Origin of the sequence: Planktomarina temperata RCA23 (assembly GCF_000738435.1) — a bacterium.
GTDB lineage: Bacteria > Pseudomonadota > Alphaproteobacteria > Rhodobacterales > Rhodobacteraceae > Planktomarina > Planktomarina temperata.
On sequence record NZ_CP003984.1, the window covers coordinates 1,160,548 to 1,183,891 of the forward strand.

Below are 23,344 nucleotides of genomic sequence, written 5' to 3' on the forward strand. Positions count from 1 at the left end.
ATATGACCCCAACTTTATTGTGGTTCCGGCGCGACTTGCGTCTGCAGGACCACGCGGCGCTGACGGCCGCTCTTGCCCGGGGTGGCCCGGTGATTGCCGTGTTCATCTGTGATGCGCAGGTTGAGACCTTAGGATCGGCGCCAAAATGGCGGTTGGGGCAGGGTATTGCGGCCCTTCAAAAGGCCGTCGCCGACAAAGGCAACCGCTTGATTTTGCGGCGCGGCGCGGCGATAGATGTGATCCCCAAGCTTGTCGAGGAAACGGGTGCGACCGCCGTCTATTGGCAGCGGTCCTATGATCCAGCCAGCCAGGCGCGTGATGCGGAGGTGAAAGCGTTCCTCTCGGCCATGGGGCTCGAGGCCAAAAGCTTCAAAGGCCACCTGTTGTTCGAACCTTGGACGGTGCAGACAAAGCTAGGTGGATTTTACAAAGTTTACACGCCGCTTTGGAAGGCTGTGCGCGGCAGAGAGGTACCCGAGCCCTTGCCGGCGCCAACACGGATTCCGGGACCAGAGACCTATCCGAGCTCAGAGGCGCTGGGCGCATGGGGCTTGGGACGCGCTATGCAGCGCGGCGCTGCGATCGTGGAACGCTACGCGCGGGTTGGTGCGGATCTGGCACAGGAGAGATTGGCGGAATTCACCAGCGGCGCGTTGCGGCACTATGGCGAGGGGCGGGATATTCCCGGTGAAGATGGCACGTCAAAATTAGCAGAAAATCTCGCTCTGGGGGAAATTACCCCCGCGCAATGCTGGCACGCCGGGCAAGCTGAATTGAACCGTGGCAATCCGGGGGCAGAAATTTTCCTCAAAGAATTGGTCTGGCGCGAGTTTGCCTATCACTTGCTGCACCATACACCGCAAATCCTGACGCGAAATTGGAAACCGGCTTGGGATGCCTTTCCCTGGAGCGAGGAGGCCAGCAGCGCCAAATTTACCGCGTGGAAAACCGGGCGCACGGGGCTTGAGTTTATCGATGCGGCGATGCGCGAGCTTTATGTCACGGGCACCATGCACAACCGTGGGCGGATGATTGTCGCGTCTTATTTGACCAAACATCTCATGACCCATTGGCGGCTTGGGCAGGCTTGGTTTGAAGATTGCTTGATTGATTGGGATCCGGCGAGCAACGCGATGGGATGGCAATGGGCGGCGGGCAGTGGCCCGGATGCGGCGCCCTATTTCCGCGTGTTCAATCCCGAAACCCAGATCGAGAAATTTGATGCAGATCGGCGTTACCGCAAGATGTGGATTGCAGAGGGGCAGGCAAATCCGCCGGCCAGCGCGCTGCAATATTTTGACGCTATCCCAAGGTCTTGGGGCCTGTCGGCGCAGAGTGCCTACCCTGCGCCGATCGTTTCAGCCAAAGAGGGGCGCGAAATCGCCCTGTCGTTCTATAAAACCCGTGACTTCTAATCACCGCGAGGCTTGCTTCTCACGCCTGCTCCGTTAATTTACTATAAACTCAAATCTCTACGGGAGATGCCTATATGATCCTGACTTCCACCGATGGGCAGAAAAACTTGCCGCGTTATTTTGCCACCGCCTTTGGCGTTGCGCAAAAAGGACAAAACGGGCGCATAGATTTTGCTTTTGACGATGGCCGCATCTTCCGCGCGGAAGGTCCGGGCGCCGGACCGGTATGCGAGGTTCGTATTCACGACAAAGGCATCTTCGAGCGTTTGCTGCGGGAAGGGCAGCTGGGGTTTTGTGATGCCTATTTGGATGGCCAATGGAGCACGCCGGATTTGCAGGCTTTCATGGATTATATTCATGCGGATAATGAAGAGGTGTTTGACAGTTTCCCAGGGCAAAAGCTGGTCCAGATTTACGAGAAATTCCGCTTCTGGATGCAGCGGAATTCCAAGGGGCAAGCGCGCAAAAACATCAGCTATCACTATGACCTAGGAAATGATTTCTATGGTCTGTGGCTCGACAAGACTATGACCTATTCATCGGCGATTTTTGAAACCGGGCGTGAAACACTCGAGGAGGCCCAGACGGCAAAATATGCCAGTATGGTTGATCAAATGGGGGTGAAGCCTGGTGATCATGTGCTGGAAATTGGTTGCGGCTGGGGTGGCTTTGCCGAATATGCTGCGAAAGAGCGCGGGTTGAAAGTGACCTGTCTGACCATCAGCAATGAGCAGTTTAAATACGCCGAAGATCGGATTGCGGCGGCCGGCCTGCAAGATATGGTGACGTTTAAACTGCAAGATTATCGCGATGAAACCGGGGTTTATGACGGCATTGCCAGCATTGAGATGTTTGAGGCTGTCGGAGAGAAATATTGGCCCTCCTATTTCAGTACGGTTTTTGGCCGGCTCAAAACAGGTGGGCAGGCGACGCTACAAATCATCACAGTGCGTGATGATCGGTTTGAAGATTACCGTAAATCTGTGGATTTTATTCAAAAATATATTTTCCCAGGCGGTATGCTGCCCTCACCGGCAGTGCTGCGCCGTGAGGCCCAAAAAGCCGGTTTGGACTGTGTGAAATCAATAGAGTTTGGCGAGAGTTATAGCAAAACTCTGAGGCTTTGGCATGCGCGGTTCAATGACAAATGGGATCAAGTGGAGGCGATGGGCTTTGATGAGCGTTTCCGCCGGATGTGGAATTTCTACCTGACCTCTTGCGCCGCGACCTTTCATTACGCCAATTGCGATGTGACACAAATCACCCTGTCCAAGCCTGAATGAGCCGCCGATGACCCATGTGTTTTTGTTCGGCACGCTGTGTTGGCCGGATCTGTTGGATCTTGTGGGCGGGGCAAGCTGCCGCGCAGGAGTGGAGGCGGAGTTACCAGGCTACCATGTCACCTGGGCAAAAGGGCAACCTTTTCCGGCAATCCACCCTAAAGCGGGCTGTCAGGCGCGGGGCATTTTGCTGCGGGGATGCGATGGGCAAGTTTTGGCCCGTATGGATCACTATGAAAGTGGCTTTGGCTATAAGCTGCACCCGGTGACGGTCATGGCCGCTGGGGGCTCTGTGCAGGCGCAAGTTTACCTGCCGCCCGACGGTCTGGAGCCGGGGCCCGAGTGGTCTTTGACCGATTGGCAAGCGGCACATGGAGCTTTGGCTTTGGAAGCGGCTTGGGAGGTTATGGCCGTTATGGGGCAGATGTCACCGGCGGAGCTGGCCGAGGCCTATCCCATGATGCGCGTGCGTGCGGACGCAAGGCTCAAGGCGCGGTCAGACCCGACGCCGCCGTCGCCCTCTGGTCTGAGCCGCGCCGATGTGGTGGTGCATGGACACAGCCAGCCCTATACAAAATTTTTCGCCTTGCAGCAGGCCGAGCTTTCCGTGCCGCGGTTTGATGGGGCAGGGAGCGAGCGGGTGGACCGGGCGGCCTTTGTTGGCACAGATGCCGCCATTGTTCTGCCCTATGATCCAAAGACAGATCGGGTCTTGTTGGTTGAGCAATTTCGTTTTGGCCCCTTTGTGCGGGCCGATGCCCACCCGTGGTTGATGGAGCCGGTTGCCGGCCGTATTGATGCGGGCGAGACCCCCGAAGGCGCTGCGATCCGTGAGAGCTTTGAAGAGGCGGGGCTGAAGATCGGGGATCTGCACAGGGTGCATAGTGGCTATAGCTCACCGGGGTGTAGCAGTGAGTATTTTCACATTTTTGTGGGCTTGGCTGATATTGGTGATGCGGCGGCGATCTTGAGCGGATTGCAGGATGAATCTGAGGATATCCAAGGGCATATCCTGAGCTTTGATGACTTCTACCACCGCCTGACGACCCATCAATTGCCCGTGGTGCCCCTAGCTTTGGCCGGCTATTGGCTCGCACAAAATCGAGACATGTTGCGTAAGAATTCTTGAGCTTCTGTTCCATGCGGCTTAGGAAGATTAAAAGATAAAGGGTTTGTGATGTCGACTATCTATTCCGATTTGGCTGCGGCCGTGGGCAATACGCCATTGATCCGGCTCAAAGCGGCCAGCGAGGCCACGGGCTGTGAAATCCTTGGCAAAGCGGAATTTATGAACCCAGGACAATCTGTTAAGGATCGTGCGGCTTTGTATATTATCAAAGCGGCTGTGGCCTCGGGTGATTTAAAGCCAGGTGGTACGATCGTTGAAGGTACGGCCGGCAATACGGGGATTGGCTTGGCGCTGGTTGGCGCCTCAATGGGCTTTCGCACGGTGATCGTCATACCCGAAACGCAAAGCCAAGAGAAAAAAGATATGTTGCGCCTTGCGGGTGCAGAGCTTGTCGAAGTCCCTGCCGCCCCTTACAAAAACCCCAATAACTATGTGCGTTATTCGGGACGTTTGGCCCAAGAATTGGCCAAAACAGAGCCCAATGGTGCCATATGGGCCAATCAATTTGACAATATTGCCAATCGCCAAGCGCATATTGAGACCACCGGGCCTGAAATATGGGCGCAAACTGAGGGCAAATTGGATGGGTTCATTTGTGCTGCCGGCTCGGGGGGAACCGTGGCGGGCATGGGACTGTATTTGCAGCCCAAGGGTGTAAAAGTGGGCCTCGCCGACCCGGATGGCGCGGCCTTGCACAGTTTTTACACCACAGGGGTTCTGGCCTCAGAGGGTGGCTCGATCAGCGAAGGCATTGGTCAAGGTCGGATCACCAAAAATCTAGAGGGCTTTACGCCGGATATGTCCTATAACATTCCAGATGCAGAGGCTTTGCCCTTTGTCTTCGATCTGCTGCGCAATGAGGGCCTGGTTCTGGGAGGATCTTCTGGAATCAACATTGCCGGCGCTGTGCGCATGGCGCGTGACCTTGGCCCTGGTCATAGAATTGTCACTATTTTGTGTGACTATGGGACGCGTTATCAATCAAAACTCTTTAACCCTGATTTCTTGCGCTCGAAAGGCCTCGAGGTGCCAGAATGGATGGAGACCAGCCGTGATATTCAAACTGTTTTTGAACCTGTCTAAATTTTTTCTGATTGTCTGGTTGGGGCTGTGGGCCACGCTCGCGAGTGCCCAAACCTCGGCGCAAGTCACGCCAGATTATAGCCGATGGGCCGCCACGGCAAATATGGCGCAAGATACGCTCGAAGCCGGTACCGCAAATGAAGCTTTTTTGACCAAACTGCGCGAGCAATTGGCCTTGAGACGGTCTGAATTTTTAGAAGTGCAAAATTCTAGCCCCGCTAGATTGGCCATTTTGGAGGAGCAGTTGGCCGCCCTCGGGCCTGTGCCCGAAAGCGGCACAGAACTGGCAGAAATCGCCGAGCGCCGCGCCAGCTTGGCTCAGGATATTGAGGCTATAAATGCGCCGCGCATAAGGGCTCGGGAGGCCTACAAACAGGCCGATGGTTTGATTCGCGAAATTGATGCCGCGCTGTCGGCGAAACAGACCGAAAATCTGCTCAAGCTGGGCCCGTCGCCCATTGATCTTCGCCTCTGGCCTGAGGCGGTTTTACAAATTACGGAAAAATTGCAATCTCTTGTGGGCAATGTATCGACCGCTTGGAATACCCCTGTTGTGCGCGACAAAGCGCGTGATCAATTGCCACTTATCGTGACGCTGCTTTTGGCAGCAGGCCTGTTGCTGACACAAGGTCGCCGCTGGCTGGCCCGTGCCCTGCGCCGCCTGTCCCGCTCAGAAGATGCCTTTGGCGTCGATCTGGCCCGATACTTGCTCGGCTTGGGGCAGCTGGTGAATGTGATGCTCTGTGTATTCTTGCTGTCGCGTGCTTGGAGTGTTTCACGGCTCTATGATCTTGATTTGAGCGTCTTGCTGCAAGCTGCCACTTGGATTTTCGCCCCGCTTTTTATCAGCCGTTGGTTGGCCACTCAACTATGCCCCATTGATGAGACGAGCCGAAGTGCTCTTGCATTGCCCGGCGGTTCAGGCCTGCAGGCGCGTTTGTTGATCCGTTGGCTGGGTGTGGTCATCTCTGCGATGATCTTGATGGGCTATCTGAGCGATATGGGCGATTTTTCGAGTGGAACTGAGGCAGTGATCGTCTTTGTACTCGTGTCCATCGCGGGCGTCGGAACCTTGCGGCTTGGCGGATTGTTGTGGCGCCAAAGCCATGGACCACAGGCCGCCACAGGGGCCGAGCAAGTGCCCCACAGGATTGTGGTGCGACTTGGGCAAGGGCTGGCTGTTGTCGCGGCAATCTGTATCGCCCTTGCGGTGATTGGCTATTCATATTTGGCCATCGAGTTGTTGATGTCTATTCTTCTGTCCACCGGGCTTTTGGGCATACTCTTTGTAACATTCGAGGCTGTGCGCAATGCATTTGCAATGCTGTCTTCAGATCGTAGCGCCGGGCATGATAGCCTGGCTGCCGTCGTTGTGAATGCGGGCTTGATTGTGGCCTTTTTACCGGTCTTTGCCCTGATCGGGGGGGTGCGAACATCAGAGCTGACGGAGCTCTGGGCGTCCTTTAAATCTGGCGTGACACTCGGAGGGGTGCAGCTGTCGCCTGGCGTTGTGCTGCAGCTGATTGTTGTCTTTGTCATTGGCCTGTTACTGACGCGCCTCATTCAACGGACTTTAAAAACCCGCATTTTGGCGAAAACCAAAATAGATGCGGGCGGACAGAATGCCATTGTCTCGGGCATCGGTTATTTCGGGATTTTCTTGGCGGCGGTCGTGGCGATTACCTCTGCTGGGCTTGATCTGTCGTCGCTTGCAATTGTTGCTGGTGCCCTTTCGGTTGGGATCGGTTTTGGCTTGCAAAATATCGTATCCAACTTTGTGTCTGGCATCATCTTATTGATTGAGAGGCCCATCAGTGTTGGCGATTGGATCGAAGTGGGCGGAAATATGGGGATTGTCAGAAAAATCTCCGTCCGTTCCACGAGCATACAGACCTTTGACCGTACGGATGTGATTGTACCCAATGCCGATTTGGTCTCGGGAACGGTGACCAACTACACCCATGGCAGCTCTGTGGGTCGCATCATTGTCCCGATCGGCGTAGCCTATGGCAATGACACGCGCAAGATTGAAGAGCTCTTGCTGCCACTTGCCGAGCAACATCCTCTGGTGCTGAAAGATCCGGCACCCTCGGTGGTGTTCCAAGGATTTGGCGCAGATTCTTTGAACTTTGAGATCCGCGCATTGCTTGCCGATATCAATTATGGGCTCACGGTGCGCTCCGAATTGAACCATCAGGTCTATGAGGTGCTGACCGCCAATGGCATAGAAATTCCATTCGGGCAGCGCGATATTTGGATCCGTAACCCAGAGGCCCTGGGCGCCGTACGCTCTGAGCCCTCGTAACCATCATGAGGCGTCACCTAGGGTGCCGGCCTTGATTGGAAAGCTTGACGCATGGGCGCAAGAGCCGAGGATAAGATTTTTTGAATCATGAGCTCGGAAATCTATTTTAGGCTCTTGAAAACCGCGCGCCAGTCTCATAGACCACGCCCAACGGACAGGTGGCCGAGTGGTCGAAGGCGCACGCCTGGAAAGTGTGTAGGCGGGAGACCGTCTCCAGGGTTCGAATCCCTGTCTGTCCGCCATCACCGCCTTACTAGCAGTGGCATATCCCCGATAAGCATCAGTTATAACTCAGTTCTTCTGGCCCGGCGCTTGTAATGCCGCACGTGAGTACTGACCAAATTGCTGACCAAATCTATCCCCCATACTTTCATCCGTAATGGCTACTATTACTTCTCCAGACGTGTTCCTGCTGACTTGCGAGATCACTATTCTTACCATCGTATTGTCCAAGGGCTGCGTACTACATCCCCTCAGAAAGCTAAGGTGCAAGCCAGTATTACGGCTGCCAAGCTAGAGGCGTACTGGAGCCAGATGCGATTGGCTAAGTCTGACGTGATTGGTTTGTCGTTGGTTAAAGGCTCTTCCAGCAGTCTAAAAGTCGCCCCCAAGCAGCCTAACATCGACTGCCCATCCCTTTTAGATGCCTTAGAGGTCTATCTTGAGCAGAAGGGTAAAGGTCGCCCCAAGACCTTTCGTGTGGCAGCTGAGCGGTCCTGTAACTATCTGATTGGCCTCTGCGGTAACAAGTCGTTGTCAGATTACACTCGCCAAGATGCTCTTCAATTCAGGGATTGGCTCGTTGCACGTGGACTTACAGGTTCCAGCATTACCCGCAATTTTTCGTATCTGAAGGCAGTCATAAACTTTGCTCTGTCTGAGTATGCCTTGGATATTCGTAATCCTTTTGTTGGAGTCTATCACGATCGCAGTGCTGGGGTTTTAGTTCGTAAGCCAATACCTATTGAGGCTATTAGAAACGTACAATCTGAGTGTCATGCAATCGATGATGATATGAGATGGCTGATAGCTTTGATCTCTGACACGGGAATGCGTTTGGCTGAAGGGGCAGGGCTGCTTAAGGAGGATTTGGTAGGGCTTGATACGGATCTGCCATGTGTCCGTGTAACCAAACATCCTTGGCGTAACCTGAAGACATCAAGCAGTGAACGACACATTCCACTTATTGGTGACGCATTGTGGGCTGCTAGACGCATAGTAGAGGCAGATAATGGGTCAGACTTTGCTTTCCCAAGGTACAATAGGACATCACCCACAGCGGCTAACTCTGCCAGTGCGGCACTAAACAAATGGCTTAAGCAGTATGTCCCAGCAGGATGCACGATGCACAGCTTTAGACACTCAATGCGGGACAGGTTAAGGGTGGTTCAGTGTCCTTCTGATATCACTGACCAAATAGGTGGATGGACGACTGATGGTGTAGGGCAGGGGTATGGTTCAGGCTATCCGCTGAGTGTGCTGCGGGATTGGCTAGAGAAGGCCAAATAGCAATTTGGTCAGTACTCACGTGCGGCATTACAAGCGCCGGGCCAGAAGAACTGAGTTATAACTGATGCTTATCGGGGATATGCCACTGCTAGTAAGGCGGTGATGGCGGACAGACAGGGTGTTCATCTCCTGTTGCATCCACCAGTAATCAGCTAACTCTATGTAATCACTGGATACAGCATACCTCAGTTCACTGCAATAAGGCGCATATTGGTCAGTAATCTGGTCAGTAATGCAGACCCCCCCTGCATGTGCCACCCCACCCCCTAGGGATACCGTACATAGCTCTGACCTGCGATTGGGTTCTGGGTATCGTCAACCAGCAGCATCAGCCTGTTTCAATGATACTTGACGGTTTCATCTGTGCGGTAGGGTGTGGGCTGTATGTATGCCTCTGCTACTTCGTAGGATGCTTATGCATGAAGCCTTCAGTTGTTACCCAGTATCCTAGGAAATCGTTACAGTAGCATCAGAGGGCCTCTGCATGGGCCACAGGGGGTGTGCGGGGTAAGTATATATGGCCTCTGCCAGTGATTAGCCCTGTGAGTTTGTAAACTACTATTGGTTCAGTTTCGGGTAAGATGACCGTGATTGAAGTCCTTAGGGGGACAAAGTGCTATAGTAATATATAGGAACCTGTCCCTTTAACGGTGTCACTCCCCCGAAACTTCAGGCTCTGGCCCGTAGAGATACTCCAGCTTTAGATTACTGATAGCACCTTCACCCCAGCCTGTGGTTAGATGCGCCAGTACTTCTGCCTCAGACCAAGGGGTGTAGATGCTGGTGGTAGGACTGCCTGAGTAATCCTTCGGGAGGAATAGATGCTGGTGGGTGCTGGTGCGTTTAACCTTGGCGTCAAAGGTGGCTATCTGGGTGGCTGTTCGGACGAGTGCGGGCAGTTGAGTTAATAGCCGCTTGGGATCAGAAGCTTTGGAACGCTGAAACAACTTCTTAGCTGCCCCTTTGGATAGACCCAAGTTGTCCTGCATCTTCTCCAACCCTAATGGTGTAAGAGGTAGGTCACCTGTTCTGATCAGTTCCATTTCCAGCCTGTCAGGCATCAAGTCGTTAAACTCAATCAGGTGATCTACTGGCATCTCGACAGGCAGGTTCGATAGCAAGAATACTCGCTTCTGATAATCAGCCCAAACTAACCTCAACCGAGCAATTGCCTGTACAGTCTCAGCCTCCCTGATTTGCTTTTGAACTGCTTTAATGCGGGGATCACTAAATGATGGAACTGTCATAGCTGCTGGAGATTGAGGGCTACGTGCAGACAGCCAATATTCAACCTGATCTAAGGGTAGGTTCTCTTTATCATCATAGCTTAGTGGATTGCCTGAGTTACCATAGACTGACCTCGCTTGTTGTTCGATCTCATCGATTGGTGGCTGGTTGCGGCCCGTAATAAATACAACTGATCTATCCGCATAGGCATTGGAACCACGTAAGGACATAAAGTGTGCCACAGCTACACCTGTATCAAGCTTAGGGTGCTCTCGCAGGAACTCACATAAATCTTTGTTTCCTACTATTAGAGGGCTTTCTCCTGCCTTCACCCATGCGTTTAGGATTGTGATTAAGCTGGCTAAGTCATTGTGGCGAGCATCATAGGTTGGTTCTGACAGGTTCTCTTGCTCTGGTCCGATCTTGCTGTTCCAGAAGTTTTTACTACCAGTGCGATCATGTACCTGACTGACCACAGCTAATTGGTGAACATCAATCTGATGATATTGCAGGGCTGGTAGATACGCTTCTGTGATTATGGGGTCAGCCGTAGCATCCAAGTAAAGCACTGGCGTAGACCGTGGCACTCGAATGGGCTTATGCTCACAGATCACAATATCGTTCTTGCGGTTGTTGTTTCGGGTTTTTCTATTGTCGTGAATCAACTGCCCAAAGCTGTCTCTACCCTGGTCCTCAACCTCCCGTGCTGCGATCTCAAGTAATTTGGTCAGAGCCTTATATTGCTTGGCGGATCTCACATTGCGGCTTTGCGTCGTCCCAGCACTGAAGGGGGTAGCTGGATTTAGCCCTTCAACCGACACGGCGTTGAACTCAAAGGCTCCAATGTCTTTGTCCCGTAGGTAGGATAGATCACCTTGATGTTTGGTTAGGCACTCCACCAGATCAAAGCCTAAACTGGGAAGGCCTTCCAAACGAATATGCTGTGTCACATCACCCACTGGCATGGATGGCATATTGCTAACGGCAGAGGACATAAACGCCTCATCTATTATTACCAGATCAGGCTCTGCTTGGCGTTCAAATTCATTCCTGCTCAGAAACAAGGACGCATGAGTGTAAATACGGATCGTATTCTCAACGCCCAGATCATTGCCCGATTGCCTGAACTGATCCAAATAGCTACAATTGCCAAAGAAGCTGCATTGCTCTCCTGAGGTACGGCTTAGACAGGCATTGCCATAGATGCTGTGACCCTTCTCTTCCAAATCCCTGACATACTCTGCCCGCTGACACATTATAGGATGCGGGTATGAGTTCTGCTCTTCGTCCCATTTACCGCCTGTACGGGGATAAACGTGAATGACCCTGGCATTGATGCCTTCTAAGCTTTCTTCCCATTCGTCAGCTAGATCATGTCGGGGGACGTAGACTTCTATGGTCTGCTGGAACTTATCTGTCAGATACTTTTTTAGTTCGGCTATTGTTTGTTTGGTTTTACCTGTTCCCATAGTCAGGCGAACAGCAGCCCTTGGGCTAGCACCCCTAGCCAAGTCCTCGAAGAAGCCGCCTAGAATGGTATTGAGTTTTGATTGTGCTTCCACGGCTCCGACAAGCTTCGGGCGTGCCACCTTACCTGCACCTGCAACAAGTATCGTTCTGTCTGAGCGAGATACAAAGTCATACGTACCGTTATTAAGTTCATGCAACCTTGCTCTGGCCTTTGTTGCAGCATCAGCAACTGTCCAAGGGCCACGGGCAGACACCACGCTTATATCTGCTTCTTCACAGAAACGGTCCCAGAGGGCAGCGGTCACCTCTTCTTCGCTTGGAGTGTGTTCTAGGGTGACCAACTGCTGCATGACCTGGGTGGACAGTAAGAACATAAGTTGTTCCCTGCCATCGACGGCAAGACCAGTATCTGGATCACGGATAATATCGGCAGGATCAAGCAGTCCTGATTTGCCACTTGTTCTTTGCTTTGACGACCTTGAAGCGACAGCACTCCTGAAAGCTAAATCAGATGGCACTGTTACGGTTGATATTCCAGTGCCAGCTTTAAACAAGCCAGACCTGTTTGGATAAGGATCAACAGCACCATCGCTAAATAGAGGGTTAGCCGTCAGGTGGATTTGGATTGGATTGAACATCCGCATGTCGACAGGACCGCCAGACAGCCACGCCTTCAGTTCATTGTCAGAACACGTGCGTTCCAACCAGAACCACAGATGCACATTAATCCCAGCTTTGATGCCCATGCTGGATGAAAAATGATACCAGCAGTCAGCAGCTTGGAACTCAACAGGAAGCTGCTGGATTGCATAAGACACCATTTCTTGTTGATCAGAAACATCACCATCCCAAGCAAGGCTATCGATGTCGATCATGCACCACTGGCGAGGTATTGCTGTGAAGTATTCCATTTTGCGAGGCACTGGGCTGTTTTTACCGTCCGTCAGTGACCCTCTGATGACCGTATGCTTGGGATCATTCTCAAGTCTTTGCAGCAATGCGGACAGGCTTTGAAGATCTGATACTGGCTCTTCAGATACATTGAACAGTTTGCCAGTGGAAAAGGGCTGTGGGGATAATTCTTGGCCAGTGAAGCTTTTAACAAGGGAATGCCCAGAGGCAGACGTCAGGAGTGTCACTACTTCGCCCATTTGCATCCCTCTCCAAACTTGGTTAGAAAATCTAAACATGGAAACGAAGAAGTACCAACACGTATTTATCTCAGAATGAGATTATAAAAACGGTGGAATAGCAGTGGCAGAACTTACGATTGATCAGGCTTTACAGAAGGGTGTTGAGGCTCATAGAGCAGGGCAGGTTCAAGAGGCAGACCGCCTTTACACAGCTATTCTAAAAGCCCAGCCTAAACACCCTGATGCCAATCATAATATGGGTGTACTCGCTGTTGGTGTTGGTAAAGTTGAACAAGCACTCCCGTTCTTTAAGACGGCGCTGGAGGCTAATCCAGCCACGGCCCAGTTTTGGCTCAGTTACATTGATACTTCAATCAAGTTAGACAAGTTAGCTGATGCAAAGGCTGTGTTTGATCAAGCCAAAAGTAAAGGCGTTAAGGGTGATGGTTTTGATCAGCTTGAGAAACGTTTAAATGAAGCCGGCCAAGGGCCTCTAGAAGCCAATCAGATACCCGCAGAACCACAGCCTAAGCAGCCCAATATCTTAAATACTCTCAAACTGGATCAAGCTCTCAAGCTGGCGAAGACGAAAGCAAAAGAAGGCTCTCCTGAGAATGCTGAGCTTATCTATCACGACATTCTGGCTAAGTTCCCCAAGAACAAGAGAGCCAGAGATGGGCTGAAGGGGTTAGCGGGTAGACCGGTTGGGAAAGCATCCAAAGTTCAAGATCCTCGACAGGATCAACTGCAATCATTGGTTAACCTCTACAGCCAAGGGCAACTTCAGCAGGCGCTCAAGCAGGCTGAAACCTTAGTTCAGCAATTCCCACAGTCAGCCATCTTGTTAAACATACAAGGGGCGGTACTGAAAGGCCTAGGACAACTTGATCAATCCATCGAAGCTTACAAAGAAGCTGTAACCATCAAACCTGATTATTCTGAGGCCTACAACAACATGGGAATTACTCTCCAAGACCGAGGTAAGCTGGAAGAGGCCATAGAGGCGTACAACAAAGCTCTAGCTATCAAGCCTGATCATGCTGAGGCCTACAACAACATGGGCAATGCTCTCAAAGAGCAAGGTAAGCTGGAAGAGGCGATGGAGGCTTACAACAAAGCCCTAGCCATCAAGCCTGATTATGCTGATGCCTATTTTAACATGGGCAATGCTCTGAAAGAGCAAGGTAAGCTGGAAGAGGCGATAGAGGCTTACAACAAGGCACTGGCCATCAGACCTGATTATGCTGATGCCTACAACAACATGGGCAATGCTCTCAAAGAGCAAGGTAAGCTGGAAGAAGCGATAGAGGCTTACAACAAAGCTCTAGCTATCAAGCCTGATCATGCTGAGGTATTTTGGAATTTATCAGGTTTGGCAGAATCCATATCAGATTCCAAAAATTGGGTTGAAAAATGTTTATCGGCTGATCCAAAACATCGAAAAGCTAAGATTACATTAACTGCGCTGCAATACTATGAAGGTGATGAATCAGGGTTTGATGCTCTGATGCGGTCTTCTTTAAAAAATCATCCATATATGCGTTCTTTGGCATGGGTGTTTGAGTTACCTGTTCTGCCTGAATTATATTTCCATAGATGGGCATTATTTGATCGCATGGTCGAACAGAGTCAGCAAGACAGGCCATTCTATGAATACGGTGTTTGGCGGGGTGAGGCGTTCCAATATCTGATTAATACTTTTAAAAAGGGTTATGGATTCGACACTTTTGAAGGCATTCCAGAAGACTGGCATGACAAAAAAGCGGGTACTTATTCTAGCGATGGAAATATACCTCAAATCGCAGGTGGAGAGTTCATTGTTGGTAAGTTTGAAGATACCCTAACCGGGTTTTTCTCTCAACCACGCCCAATGGCTTCAATAATCAACTTTGATGCTGACCTTTATTCTTCAACGATCTGCGCACTAAACTTTTCAAAGCCAGTGATTGATAAACACACCATACTAATTTTTGACGAGTTCATAGTTAACGAAAATTGGGAGCAGGATGAATATAAGGCTCTCAACGAGTTTTGTCTGAATAATAACTGTACATATGAAGTGCTAGCGATTTCATTTTTTACAAAACAGGTTGCAGTCAGGTTAATTGGTATCTGATCTTGCAACCCCCCACCGTCACCTTTACCTCCCCAAGGATTACTCAGGCAGCCCTACAGCCAGCATCTACACCCCGTGGACTGAAGCAGAAGTACTAACCCATCTAGCAACAGGCTGGGGTGAAGGTGCTATCACAGAGTTAAAGCTGGAGTATCTCTACGGGCCAGAGCCTGAAGTTTCGGGGGAGTGACACCGTTAAAGGGACAGGTTCCTATATATTACTATAGCACTTTGTCCCCCTAAGGACTTCAATCACGGTCATCTTACCCGAAACTGAACCAATAGTAGTTTACAAACTCACAGGGCTAATCACTGGCAGAGGCCATGTATACTTACCCCATAGCCACCTATGGCCCATGCAGAGGCCCTCTGATGCTACTGTAACGATTTCCTAGGATACAGGGTAGCAACAGCAGGCATCATGCATAAGCATCCTACGAAGTAGCAGAGGCATACATACAGCCCACACCCTACCGCACAGATGAAACCGTCAAGTATCATTGAAACAGGCTGATGCTGCTGGTTGACGATACCCAGAACCCAATCGCAGGTCAGAGCTATGTACGGTATCCCTAGGGGGTGGGGTGGCACATGCAGGGGGGGTCTGCATTACTGACCAGATTACTGACCAATATGCGCCTTATTGCAGTGAACTGAGGTATGCTGTATCCAGTGATTACATAGAGTTAGCTGATTACTGGTGGATGCAACAGGAGATGAACACCCTGTCTGTCCGCCACCTGCTTTTGCAGCTGGCACAGCTCCCCAAAATGCCCTGATTTTTTGCGTTGTTTCAGAGATCTAAAAGCGCGCGCTTTGCGTGATGCTTTGTGTGAGGCTGAGATATAGGCTGATCTTCGGCCTTTACTCAGAAGCTCATTTGTCGAGGGTGGGTTTTCCCTGTTTTTTGGAATTAACAGGGAAATTAACAGGGAATATTTTTGTTTTTAAATTGCAGGTTTGATAAATCCCCATGTTCCATTGGGGTTTTGGGCGTGGGTGCTAAAAATAACAGGGAACTTAATTCCGATTAACAGGGAATTTAACAGAGAAACTGTGCCTTCTGCTCCTCCCAATTGAGGGGGATATCCTTGCCTGATAGCTTGTTTATTGTTAGCTCCTGATTGGTGGTGCCATCCAATATGGCAGTAACGAGCTTGGGTGAGAGAAAGGCCAGGCGAATACGCTTCCACAACCGCCCCTCAGAAATGCCCTCTGACGCTGTGATGTCTGAAACGCTCTTGCCAGCCTTTAGTTTTTCCACCCAGCTGCGCGATTGCACGATAGCGCGGATTAATGCGTGGTTGGGCTCGCTCTTATAGCTGGCCCAAACCATCTTGGTGCCATTACAGCGTCTTTGGAATGCCACCGGTTGTTCAAAACTGAGATAATCATGATCGAGATCATCTGTGTTTATACCGAGATGATTTACCAAGGCCTCGTGATCGATTTGAATCGCCAGGACAGAATTGCTCAAATCTACACGCGCAATCAACCTGAGCACTTGATCGATACTCAACCGTTCTAACGCCTGAATAGCTCTATTTACGTCATGAGGCTTCATCAGAGGTGCAATCTGCATCCTGTGTAGTCTTCGCCCTAACCGTTGCTTTACCATGTCCTGAAGAGCCTCCTCCATCATATCGGCCCTAAGCCGCCAGCCTGTTGGATCAGCGCCTTTGGTAATTAAGCGGTTGGAGTAGTAATACCGGATGGAACGCCCGTTTTTGCGGGTTTTGGAGGGTGTTAACCTATCCCCTGTCTCATCAAAGACCTTACCAATCAAAAAGGCAGAGGGGCCGCGGGAGTGATGGGTGCCGCGCTTGATCACAGACTTCAGCTGCATCTGCTGTTGCACCCGATCAAATTGTTCCTGCGCTATGATGGCCTCATGGAGGCCATCATAGACATCGGACTTATGCCTGACCTTTCCAATGTAGATGGGGTTGCGCAGAATATTATGAAGACGGCCGCGGCTGTAGCTGCGGTTAGGCCAAAGCTGATCGACTTCCCGCTTGAGTTTGCTCAAACACCCCAACTCCTCATAAAGATCAAAGACGCGTTGGATATCTGGCGCGTTTTGGGGGTGCGGTTCCAAAGATTGAACTTTGGGGTCTGAATGAACCTGGTAGCCCCACGGAACCATGCCGCCCATCCACATGCCCTTCTTTTTAGAAGCCGCTATTTTATCGCGGATACGTTCAGCTGTGACTTCACGCTCAAACTGAGCGAAGGATAATAAGACATTCAGGGTTAACCTTCCCATGGAGCTGGAGGTATTGAAGGATTGGGTGACTGATACAAAGGAGCAGCCAGCTTTCTCCAGTCGCTCTATAAGGCGGGCGAAGTCTGACAGTGATCTTGTAAGGCGATCTATCTTATAGACCACGATCATATCTATGAGGCCTTTATCAACCTCATCCAATAGAGCCTTGAGGGCAGGGCGGTCCATGGTCCCGCCTGAGACACCACCATCATCAAAGCGTTGTTTGACCAGCTTCCAGCCTTCATGGCGTTGTGAGGCTATATAGGCGGTGCAGGCTTCATATTGAGCATCAAGGGAATTGAACTCTTGATCCAAGCCTTCCTCTGAGCTTTTGCGGGTATAGACAACTGCGCGCACGCTTGGCCGCCCCAGCCCGTTCATGGCTTCACTCCAAAGAACTTAAAGCCCGATACGTTATAGCCGGTAATAGCGCGGGCCGTATGAGACAGGGACTTGAAGCGCTGCGCGTTCCAAGCAAAGCAGCCATCCTCTCCCACCTCAACAACATGGGTCTTCCCGCGATACTCGCGCACAAAGCTGCTACCGGGCTTAAAGGCGGGGCGCATAACATCGCGCAGCGCTGCGCGTTTGAGGCGCTGGCTCAGCCTTTTGGAGAAGCCCCTGTGTTGCTTTGATTGCAGTTCAAAAGCTATTATCTGGATCAGCAGGCTGCGGCTGATATGCTTGGGCGGCGGCCTTCCAATCAAAGATCGCCAGTGCTCCAAAAGTTCATCGCGGCCCGCTGTGTCCAATGCAGCTATATCAATTCCCATGTCCTTATTCCCTTTGACTTTGCTCACTGAGCAAAGCCCGAGGGCATTCGGGCACATCAACACACAGGCTTACGGCAAAACAAAAGTCCAGTCCGAAGAGGAGCTGTCAAAGGTTAGGCTGCCGATGCTGAAATGGATGCGTCTGCGAGTACCTTGGCGCCAGAAATTGGAGGCGTAAAATTAGGCTGCGCTAGCAACCCGATGCGAGTTTTAAATCGTCTCCTAGCACCTCTCATTGTTCTGAGGGGCAGCACACATCCACAGAATAGATGAAAATTTCATTTTGGGATCCCAAAATGAAATAAAATCAGTAAAATTTATGTTTATTTTTAAAATTTCTTGACTTAAGGATCCCGAAATAATGTATTGGGGCTCAGAAGACTGGACTCAAACGAATTGCGAATCTAAAGGTCCGCATTTTTGGGAGTGTCTGGTAGTGAGTTAGACAGGAAAACTGCAGCCCACTTTGTCATCTAGAGATTGATTGCGCAGCGGTAGCAACAGATTTGCCGCAATGTTTAGAGCTAAGGGAGGACACAATGCTCAAGACTATATTCAAAACGGCCAGCGCCATGACGTTCGCGCTAAGTGCAAGCGCGAGTTTCGCGCAAGTTAACTTGACATCCAACGCTGCTGGCGCGGGCACTGCCGGTGCGCTATCCGCGACGTCGCTCGTTGAGAACGCAGCAGAGCGCGGCATCGCCAATATTCAAATGAAAGACGGACAAACCGGAACCAAATACATAATGGCCCTCGCAGAAGGTAAAATTGACCTTGCCAGCGGACCTTTCATTCTACCGTTCTTGATGGCGAAAGCAGCTGGTCCATATTCCAATTTGGAAAAAGACGCGGCTAAGGAGCTTGGTCATAGCATTGCTATGCTTTATCCTTACACATTCTCAATATTCACGCTTTATGCATATGATTCAAAAGGAATTTCTGGTTGGGATGACCTTAAGGGCATGAAGGTTTTGAACGGGCCACCACGTGGTACTGCCGCTTTGAACTCACGTAGCTTGATCCAGCTTTTCACCGGCCTGAAGCCAGAAGACGATTACGATACGGTGACAGTAAACTGGAGTCAGATGCCATCGGCGATTATCGACGGCACTGTTGATGCTGCTGTAATCCCTGCAATGTTCCCTGGACCGCGGGTGACTCAAGCTTCCGCTGCGGGTTCAATGACAATGCACTCCATGCCCAAGGAATTGTTCGAAGCGCCGGCAACGCAGAAGTTCTTGAACAAGCCTGGCTCAACGCCTTTCGTTGTGCCGCTTGCAGACATCAAAGCGGCGATGGGTGAAGGTTGGACCATTGTGTCTGAGGATGACATGTTCCGCGGCAAAGCTGTGCCTGGTGGGGATCTTGTTAACAAAAGCATGGACGAAGAGCTGGCCTACCAACTCACAAAGTCGCACATCGAGAATTTAGATGAGATCAAAGCGATGGCTCCATTCATGGCGACGCTCAACTTTGGTGATGTTTCCGAAAAAGCCAACGGTCTTTGTGGAGCGAACATTGTGAAATTCCACCCTGGCGCGGTACGTGCTTGGGAAGAAGCTGGACACACGCTACCTGACTGTTCCAAGCCTTAATCTGGTGAACACTTTCAGTTAGGGGGGGGGCGTAACGCATGTGCCCTCCTTTTCAATTTCCCTGCTCCAGTGGGTAAAAGGTTGCTTTCGTCATGTCAGATCAAAACTCTACAAATTCCATAATAGCATTTCAAAAACCTGTGTTTGTAGATCGACTAATCTACATTTTGGCACTTCTGCTTGTTCTGCTTGGTCTCATAAACGTGACACCTGCTATTCCGGGTTGGGACAATCTATGGAAGGATCTCACGGGAAACGAGTTTTTCAGAATACGGCGCTTCCCGACCGAGTGGTTGTTCCCGATCACCTTCTTCTGGATGATGCTGGTTGTTGCATTGAAAAAGTCTATGTGGCGTAGTTGGGCAAACAAAAGTGCAACTGTCCGCCGTTTTGGACTTTTTATGGATGCAGCGCTTGTAGTAGCCGCTGCAGCAATTTCGCTAACATACTTAGTCGAGATCGAATCCGTGTGCCTGATCGATAAATTTACCGGAGACCGTGAACGCCTGGTCGCCAAGGCATTACAGGCAGAAATTGACTTCGCTGAGCTTTATGGGTTGCCCGTGCCTGACACAGCCGATGATCCGGGGTGCGCGACCACAACAGGTAGCTGGTTGATCTTAATCATGTTCAGCGCCGTTGCTGTTTTCCTTGGCTACAATATTAAAGTCTGGGGATTGCCGCTCGTCCTAGTCTCAATCCTGATAGCCGCTTATACTTTCTTTACAATTCTTAACTGGTATTTTTTTGGGCCAGAGGACCAAAACAAGTACTTAGTGACGATTTTAAGCAGTGAAGATGTCAGGAGCCTTGGATCTAGCCATGGGTTGTTCCAAGATGCCTTGGTCAATCAATCTTCTGGCCTGCTCGGTCGTTTCATCAATGTCCTGCTTGTTCTCGTGTTCCCATATGTCATTCTAGGTGCTCTTTTCGGCAAATGCGCGGGTGGCCAATCTTTGATCAAGCTCGCCTTTGCTGCAACCCGCAACTTGCGCGGTGGCCCAGCCCATGCGGCCGTCGTGTCTTCCGCGATGTTTGGAACGATCACGGGCGGCCCAGTTGTGAACGTCTTGTCCACGGGCGTTTTGACGATCCCAATGATGCTCAAGCGGGGCTTCTCCAAAGTCTTTTCAGGCGGCGTAGAAGCTGCCGCCTCTTCCGGCGGTGCAATTATGCCGCCGATCATGGGCGTTGCTGCTTTCATCATGGCAGCTTTGACTGGTGTGCCTTATCGCGAGATTATCATTGCCGCAACTTTGCCCGCACTCTTCTACTTCTTCTGCTTGTTCCTCTCTGTCATGTTTCAAGCGCGTAAGCAAAAAATCGAAGCAGTCGGAGAATTAACTGAAGACATGAAACTAACAGGTGAGGATCGCCTTCATTTGATGCAAATCTTTGGTCCTGTTTTGTTGGTTCTGATACTTCTGCTTACTCCCAAAGACGCTGTCGGATGCAGCTGGTATTCTATCATGCTGGGCGCAGTTGTTGATCAAAGAAACGGGACGTGCGAGATCACATCCTTGCCTTGGATCATCGAGCTGTGCCAAAACGCGGCGGGTGATGCAAGCGCGGCGGGATGGTGGGCGGTGTTCCTCCTACTTATCCTGATGTTCGTCGACAAATCCTTCCGTGCCAAACCGATGAAGATCTTTGATGGTCTGTCGCAAGCGGGCGTGACGATCTCCACATTGTTCTTAATGTTCGTCGCTGTCACTGTGATCGATGTATGCTTGAACTTCACAGGCCTTGCTAAATTTGTGGCCGTTGATGTGCTTGGTTTCCTCAATTCCTTTGATGTTTCCGCCAACTCTGCTGGTTTCCAACTGTTCGCATTATTTTTGACAATGCTTTTGGCAGTCCTACTCGGCATGGGAATGCCAGCGGTGCCAGCCTACATTAACGTTGCGTTGCTGATGGGTCCGATGCTTGTGGGCCTAGGACTTGCGACGTTCACGGCGCATATGTTCATCTTTTACTTCGCAGTTGCCTCAGCTATCACGCCGCCCGTCGCATTGGCTGCGTTTGCAGCAGCGAGTATCACAAAGGCAGATCCGATGAAAACTGGTTTTTCGGCAGTGCGATCTGGTATCGTTATGTTCACCATTCCCTTCGTTTTCGCGCTCTACCCAGAATTATTGCTGATCGACAAGGCTGTGATCGATCCAAACAATGGGTTATTCATAGCGGGCTACGATGGCTCCCTCAATTTTGGCTGGTTGGCATTGCTGATGCTTCGCATCGCCGTGGCCCTTTATTTGGTGTCCAGCGCCCTTGCAGGGTTTGACCGCAAAGCGCTGAAACCGATAATGATCTGCACGCGCCTCATAATTGCAGTTCTGATCCTAGCGCGTCCGACCGAAATCTATGGTCTGGCATTAGCCGGGGGGTTTGTTCTGGTGGCATGGCATACGCTGCGCAGCCGTGATGAACTACCAACAACATAGGAGCTATAACAATGAGCGAACGTTCGAGCTATATCCTCTTCATCACGGATCAACAGCGTTACGATCACCTGGGCTGTAACGGCCATCCGGTTCTGCGCACACCAAATATTGATGCAATGGCAGCTGAGGGCGTGAGCCACGACCGGTTCTACGTTGCTTCTCCAGTTTGTATGCCAAACCGCGCAAGCCTTATGACCTGCCGTATGCCATCAAGCCATGGAACACGCTCGCTTGGAATTCCTCTTAATCATGACAGTGTGACATTTGTTGAACTTCTTGCGAATGCTGGCTATGACACTTGCTTGATTGGCAAAAGCCATCTACAAAACGTATCCGATTTTGACATACAGATCGAACCAACCAAGCATCGGGAAGGTTTTACAGCGCCACCCGACGATCTGAATGTCGCGACCCGCTCGGACCTTGATAACGACACTTATCAGTACGAGCGTCAGGCGTACTGGGATAAACCCGACCCTAAAGTCCCAATACCGTTTTATGGTTTCAAAGAATACTTCGCAGTTATGCGGCATGGCTTCAACACAGGCGGAAGTCATCTCGAATGGGTCAAGAAGAACGCACCTGAAACTTTGGCTCTGCGTGGGCGTGACAAACAATTCGATCACGATTTCACCGTTCCTCAAGCGATCCGTACGAAAGTTCCAGAAGAACATTATTCCACGACCTATATCGCAAATCGTGCGGTTGAGTGGCTCGAAGCGAGGCGTAATAACAATAAGCCCTTCCTGCTGATGGTTTCCTTCCCTGATCCGCACCATCCGTTTACCCCGCCTGGAAAATATTGGGACATGTACAAGCCCGAAGATATGGTCGTGCCTGCCGCATATGAAGCTGATGACTGGGATCCGCCCGAGTACATAAAAGTAGCCGAACGTGACCGTGCCAAAGATCCAAACCTGGGTCAAATGGAAGGCTATTCGGTGGCTGTCTCCAAACAGGAGGCGTTGGAGGCGCGCGCACTGACTTGCGGAATGATCTCGATGATTGACGATGCGGTTGGCCGCGTGCGCGCGGCGGCGGCAGATGCAGGCGTCTCGGAAAATACTGTGCAAATATATACGTCCGATCATGGCGATCATTTGGGCGAACATCGCCTTTTGTTCAAAGGAGCGGAGCAATACGACAGCCTCACGCACGTTCCATTCATTTGGGCGGATCCGAAAGGCGACAGCGGCACTCGTACAGACGACTTAGCCCAAACACTTGATATTGGAACCACCATCCTTGAGCATGCGAAGGTCGAAAAATCGATAGGAATGCAAGGCGTCGTTCTAGCCGCTGCTGGTGGCGCGGGCAGGGAAGCCGCACATATTCAATATGAAACGCAACGCACGCAAGAAGCCTTTGGGCCTCGCCCCCGCGTTCATTCAATTGTTTATGAAAACTGGCGTCTCTCAATGTATCTTGGCAAGTGTCCTAACGAGCTTTTTGACCTCTCAAACGACCCTGGCGAAATGGTCAATCTTTGGTGCAGCGCTAAACATCAAGACGTGAAAGCGCGATTAGTAGAGCGCTTAGCGGAGTTGGAGATTGCTGCGGTCGATCGCGTACCTCTCCCCACGGCTCAGGCTTAAATGA

13 protein-coding genes and 1 tRNA gene are annotated in these 23,344 nt (G+C 51.0%); 11 read left to right on the forward strand and 3 right to left on the reverse strand.

Translation table 11 applies throughout. The features are described from left to right. Positions 1–2 precede the first annotated feature (2 nt). From RCA23_RS05525 to RCA23_RS05555, 7 genes are all read left to right on the forward strand, one after another. Positions 3–1,415, forward strand: coding sequence for a cryptochrome/photolyase family protein (locus RCA23_RS05525; protein WP_044049467.1), 1,413 nt, complete (start codon positions 3–5; stop codon positions 1,413–1,415). A 74-nt stretch (positions 1,416–1,489) separates the two neighbouring features. Continuing rightward, positions 1,490–2,698 carry an SAM-dependent methyltransferase gene (locus RCA23_RS05530; protein WP_044049468.1) on the forward strand — a complete coding sequence of 403 codons (1,209 nt, stop codon included), beginning with the start codon at positions 1,490–1,492 and terminating at the stop codon, positions 2,696–2,698. 7 nt (positions 2,699–2,705) lie between these two features. Then, entirely contained in the window at positions 2,706–3,824 is a 1,119-nt protein-coding gene (locus RCA23_RS05535) for an NUDIX domain-containing protein (protein ID WP_044049469.1), read from the forward strand. A gap of 48 nt (positions 3,825–3,872) precedes the next feature. Then, a complete protein-coding gene (locus tag RCA23_RS05540; RefSeq protein WP_044049470.1) occupies positions 3,873–4,907 on the forward strand; it encodes a cysteine synthase A in 1,035 nt (344 codons plus the stop codon). Then, complete coding sequence (locus RCA23_RS05545; RefSeq protein WP_052377054.1) at positions 4,876–7,212, forward strand: DUF3772 domain-containing protein; 2,337 nt, start codon at positions 4,876–4,878, stop codon at positions 7,210–7,212. The genes RCA23_RS05540 and RCA23_RS05545 overlap by 32 nt, the downstream gene beginning before the upstream one ends. A gap of 152 nt (positions 7,213–7,364) precedes the next feature. Continuing rightward, positions 7,365–7,454 (forward strand) — tRNA-Ser (locus RCA23_RS05550). A 100-nt stretch (positions 7,455–7,554) separates the two neighbouring features. Further along, a complete protein-coding gene (locus tag RCA23_RS05555) occupies positions 7,555–8,721 on the forward strand; it encodes a DUF6538 domain-containing protein (protein ID WP_044049471.1) in 1,167 nt (388 codons plus the stop codon). A 653-nt stretch (positions 8,722–9,374) separates the two neighbouring features. Here RCA23_RS05555 and RCA23_RS05560 read toward each other — a convergent pair. Further along, positions 9,375–12,608: a hypothetical protein gene (locus tag RCA23_RS05560; RefSeq protein ID WP_169701344.1), complete on the reverse strand. Its 3,234-nt coding sequence runs from the start codon at positions 12,606–12,608 to the stop codon at positions 9,375–9,377. A 64-nt stretch (positions 12,609–12,672) separates the two neighbouring features. Here RCA23_RS05560 and RCA23_RS15950 point away from each other — a divergent pair, with 64 nt between their 5' ends. Then, entirely contained in the window at positions 12,673–14,667 is a 1,995-nt protein-coding gene (locus tag RCA23_RS15950; protein WP_052377055.1) for a tetratricopeptide repeat protein, read from the forward strand. A 1,042-nt stretch (positions 14,668–15,709) separates the two neighbouring features. Here the strand turns inward: RCA23_RS15950 and RCA23_RS05575 are convergent. Both RCA23_RS05575 and RCA23_RS05580 read right to left on the reverse strand, forming a co-directional pair. Then, positions 15,710–17,314, reverse strand: coding sequence for a recombinase family protein (locus RCA23_RS05575; protein ID WP_044049474.1), 1,605 nt, complete (start codon positions 17,312–17,314; stop codon positions 15,710–15,712). Further along, positions 17,311–17,706 carry a DUF2924 domain-containing protein gene (locus RCA23_RS05580; RefSeq protein WP_044049475.1) on the reverse strand — a complete coding sequence of 132 codons (396 nt, stop codon included), beginning with the start codon at positions 17,704–17,706 and terminating at the stop codon, positions 17,311–17,313. The genes RCA23_RS05575 and RCA23_RS05580 overlap by 4 nt, the downstream gene beginning before the upstream one ends. 539 nt (positions 17,707–18,245) lie before the next feature. On the opposite strand from RCA23_RS05580, the gene RCA23_RS05590 reads away from it, so the two are divergent. From RCA23_RS05590 to RCA23_RS05600, 3 genes are all read left to right on the forward strand, one after another. Next, positions 18,246–19,301: a TAXI family TRAP transporter solute-binding subunit gene (locus RCA23_RS05590; RefSeq protein ID WP_044049477.1), complete on the forward strand. Its 1,056-nt coding sequence runs from the start codon at positions 18,246–18,248 to the stop codon at positions 19,299–19,301. A gap of 92 nt (positions 19,302–19,393) precedes the next feature. Further along, complete coding sequence (locus RCA23_RS05595) at positions 19,394–21,745, forward strand: TRAP transporter permease (protein WP_044049478.1); 2,352 nt, start codon at positions 19,394–19,396, stop codon at positions 21,743–21,745. Positions 21,746–21,756: 11 nt separating this feature from the next. After that, entirely contained in the window at positions 21,757–23,340 is a 1,584-nt protein-coding gene (locus RCA23_RS05600; protein WP_044049479.1) for a sulfatase family protein, read from the forward strand. Positions 23,341–23,344: the final 4 nt, after the last annotated feature.

Excerpts from the sequence above, each read along its gene's own strand:
- RCA23_RS05525 (WP_044049467.1), top strand. The coding sequence starts at position 3 with ATGACCCCAACTTTATTGTGGTTCCGGCGCGACTTGCGTCTGCAGGAC.
- RCA23_RS05530 (WP_044049468.1), top strand. The coding sequence starts at position 1,490 with ATGATCCTGACTTCCACCGATGGGCAGAAAAACTTGCCGCGTTATTTT.
- RCA23_RS05535 (WP_044049469.1), top strand. The coding sequence starts at position 2,706 with ATGACCCATGTGTTTTTGTTCGGCACGCTGTGTTGGCCGGATCTGTTG.
- RCA23_RS05540 (WP_044049470.1), top strand. The coding sequence starts at position 3,873 with ATGTCGACTATCTATTCCGATTTGGCTGCGGCCGTGGGCAATACGCCA.
- RCA23_RS05560 (WP_169701344.1), bottom strand. The coding sequence starts at position 12,608 with ATGTTTAGATTTTCTAACCAAGTTTGGAGAGGGATGCAAATGGGCGAA.
- RCA23_RS05575 (WP_044049474.1), bottom strand. The coding sequence starts at position 17,314 with ATGAACGGGCTGGGGCGGCCAAGCGTGCGCGCAGTTGTCTATACCCGC.
- RCA23_RS05580 (WP_044049475.1), bottom strand. The coding sequence starts at position 17,706 with ATGGGAATTGATATAGCTGCATTGGACACAGCGGGCCGCGATGAACTT.
- RCA23_RS05590 (WP_044049477.1), top strand. The coding sequence starts at position 18,246 with ATGCTCAAGACTATATTCAAAACGGCCAGCGCCATGACGTTCGCGCTA.
- RCA23_RS05595 (WP_044049478.1), top strand. The coding sequence starts at position 19,394 with ATGTCAGATCAAAACTCTACAAATTCCATAATAGCATTTCAAAAACCT.
- RCA23_RS05600 (WP_044049479.1), top strand. The coding sequence starts at position 21,757 with ATGAGCGAACGTTCGAGCTATATCCTCTTCATCACGGATCAACAGCGT.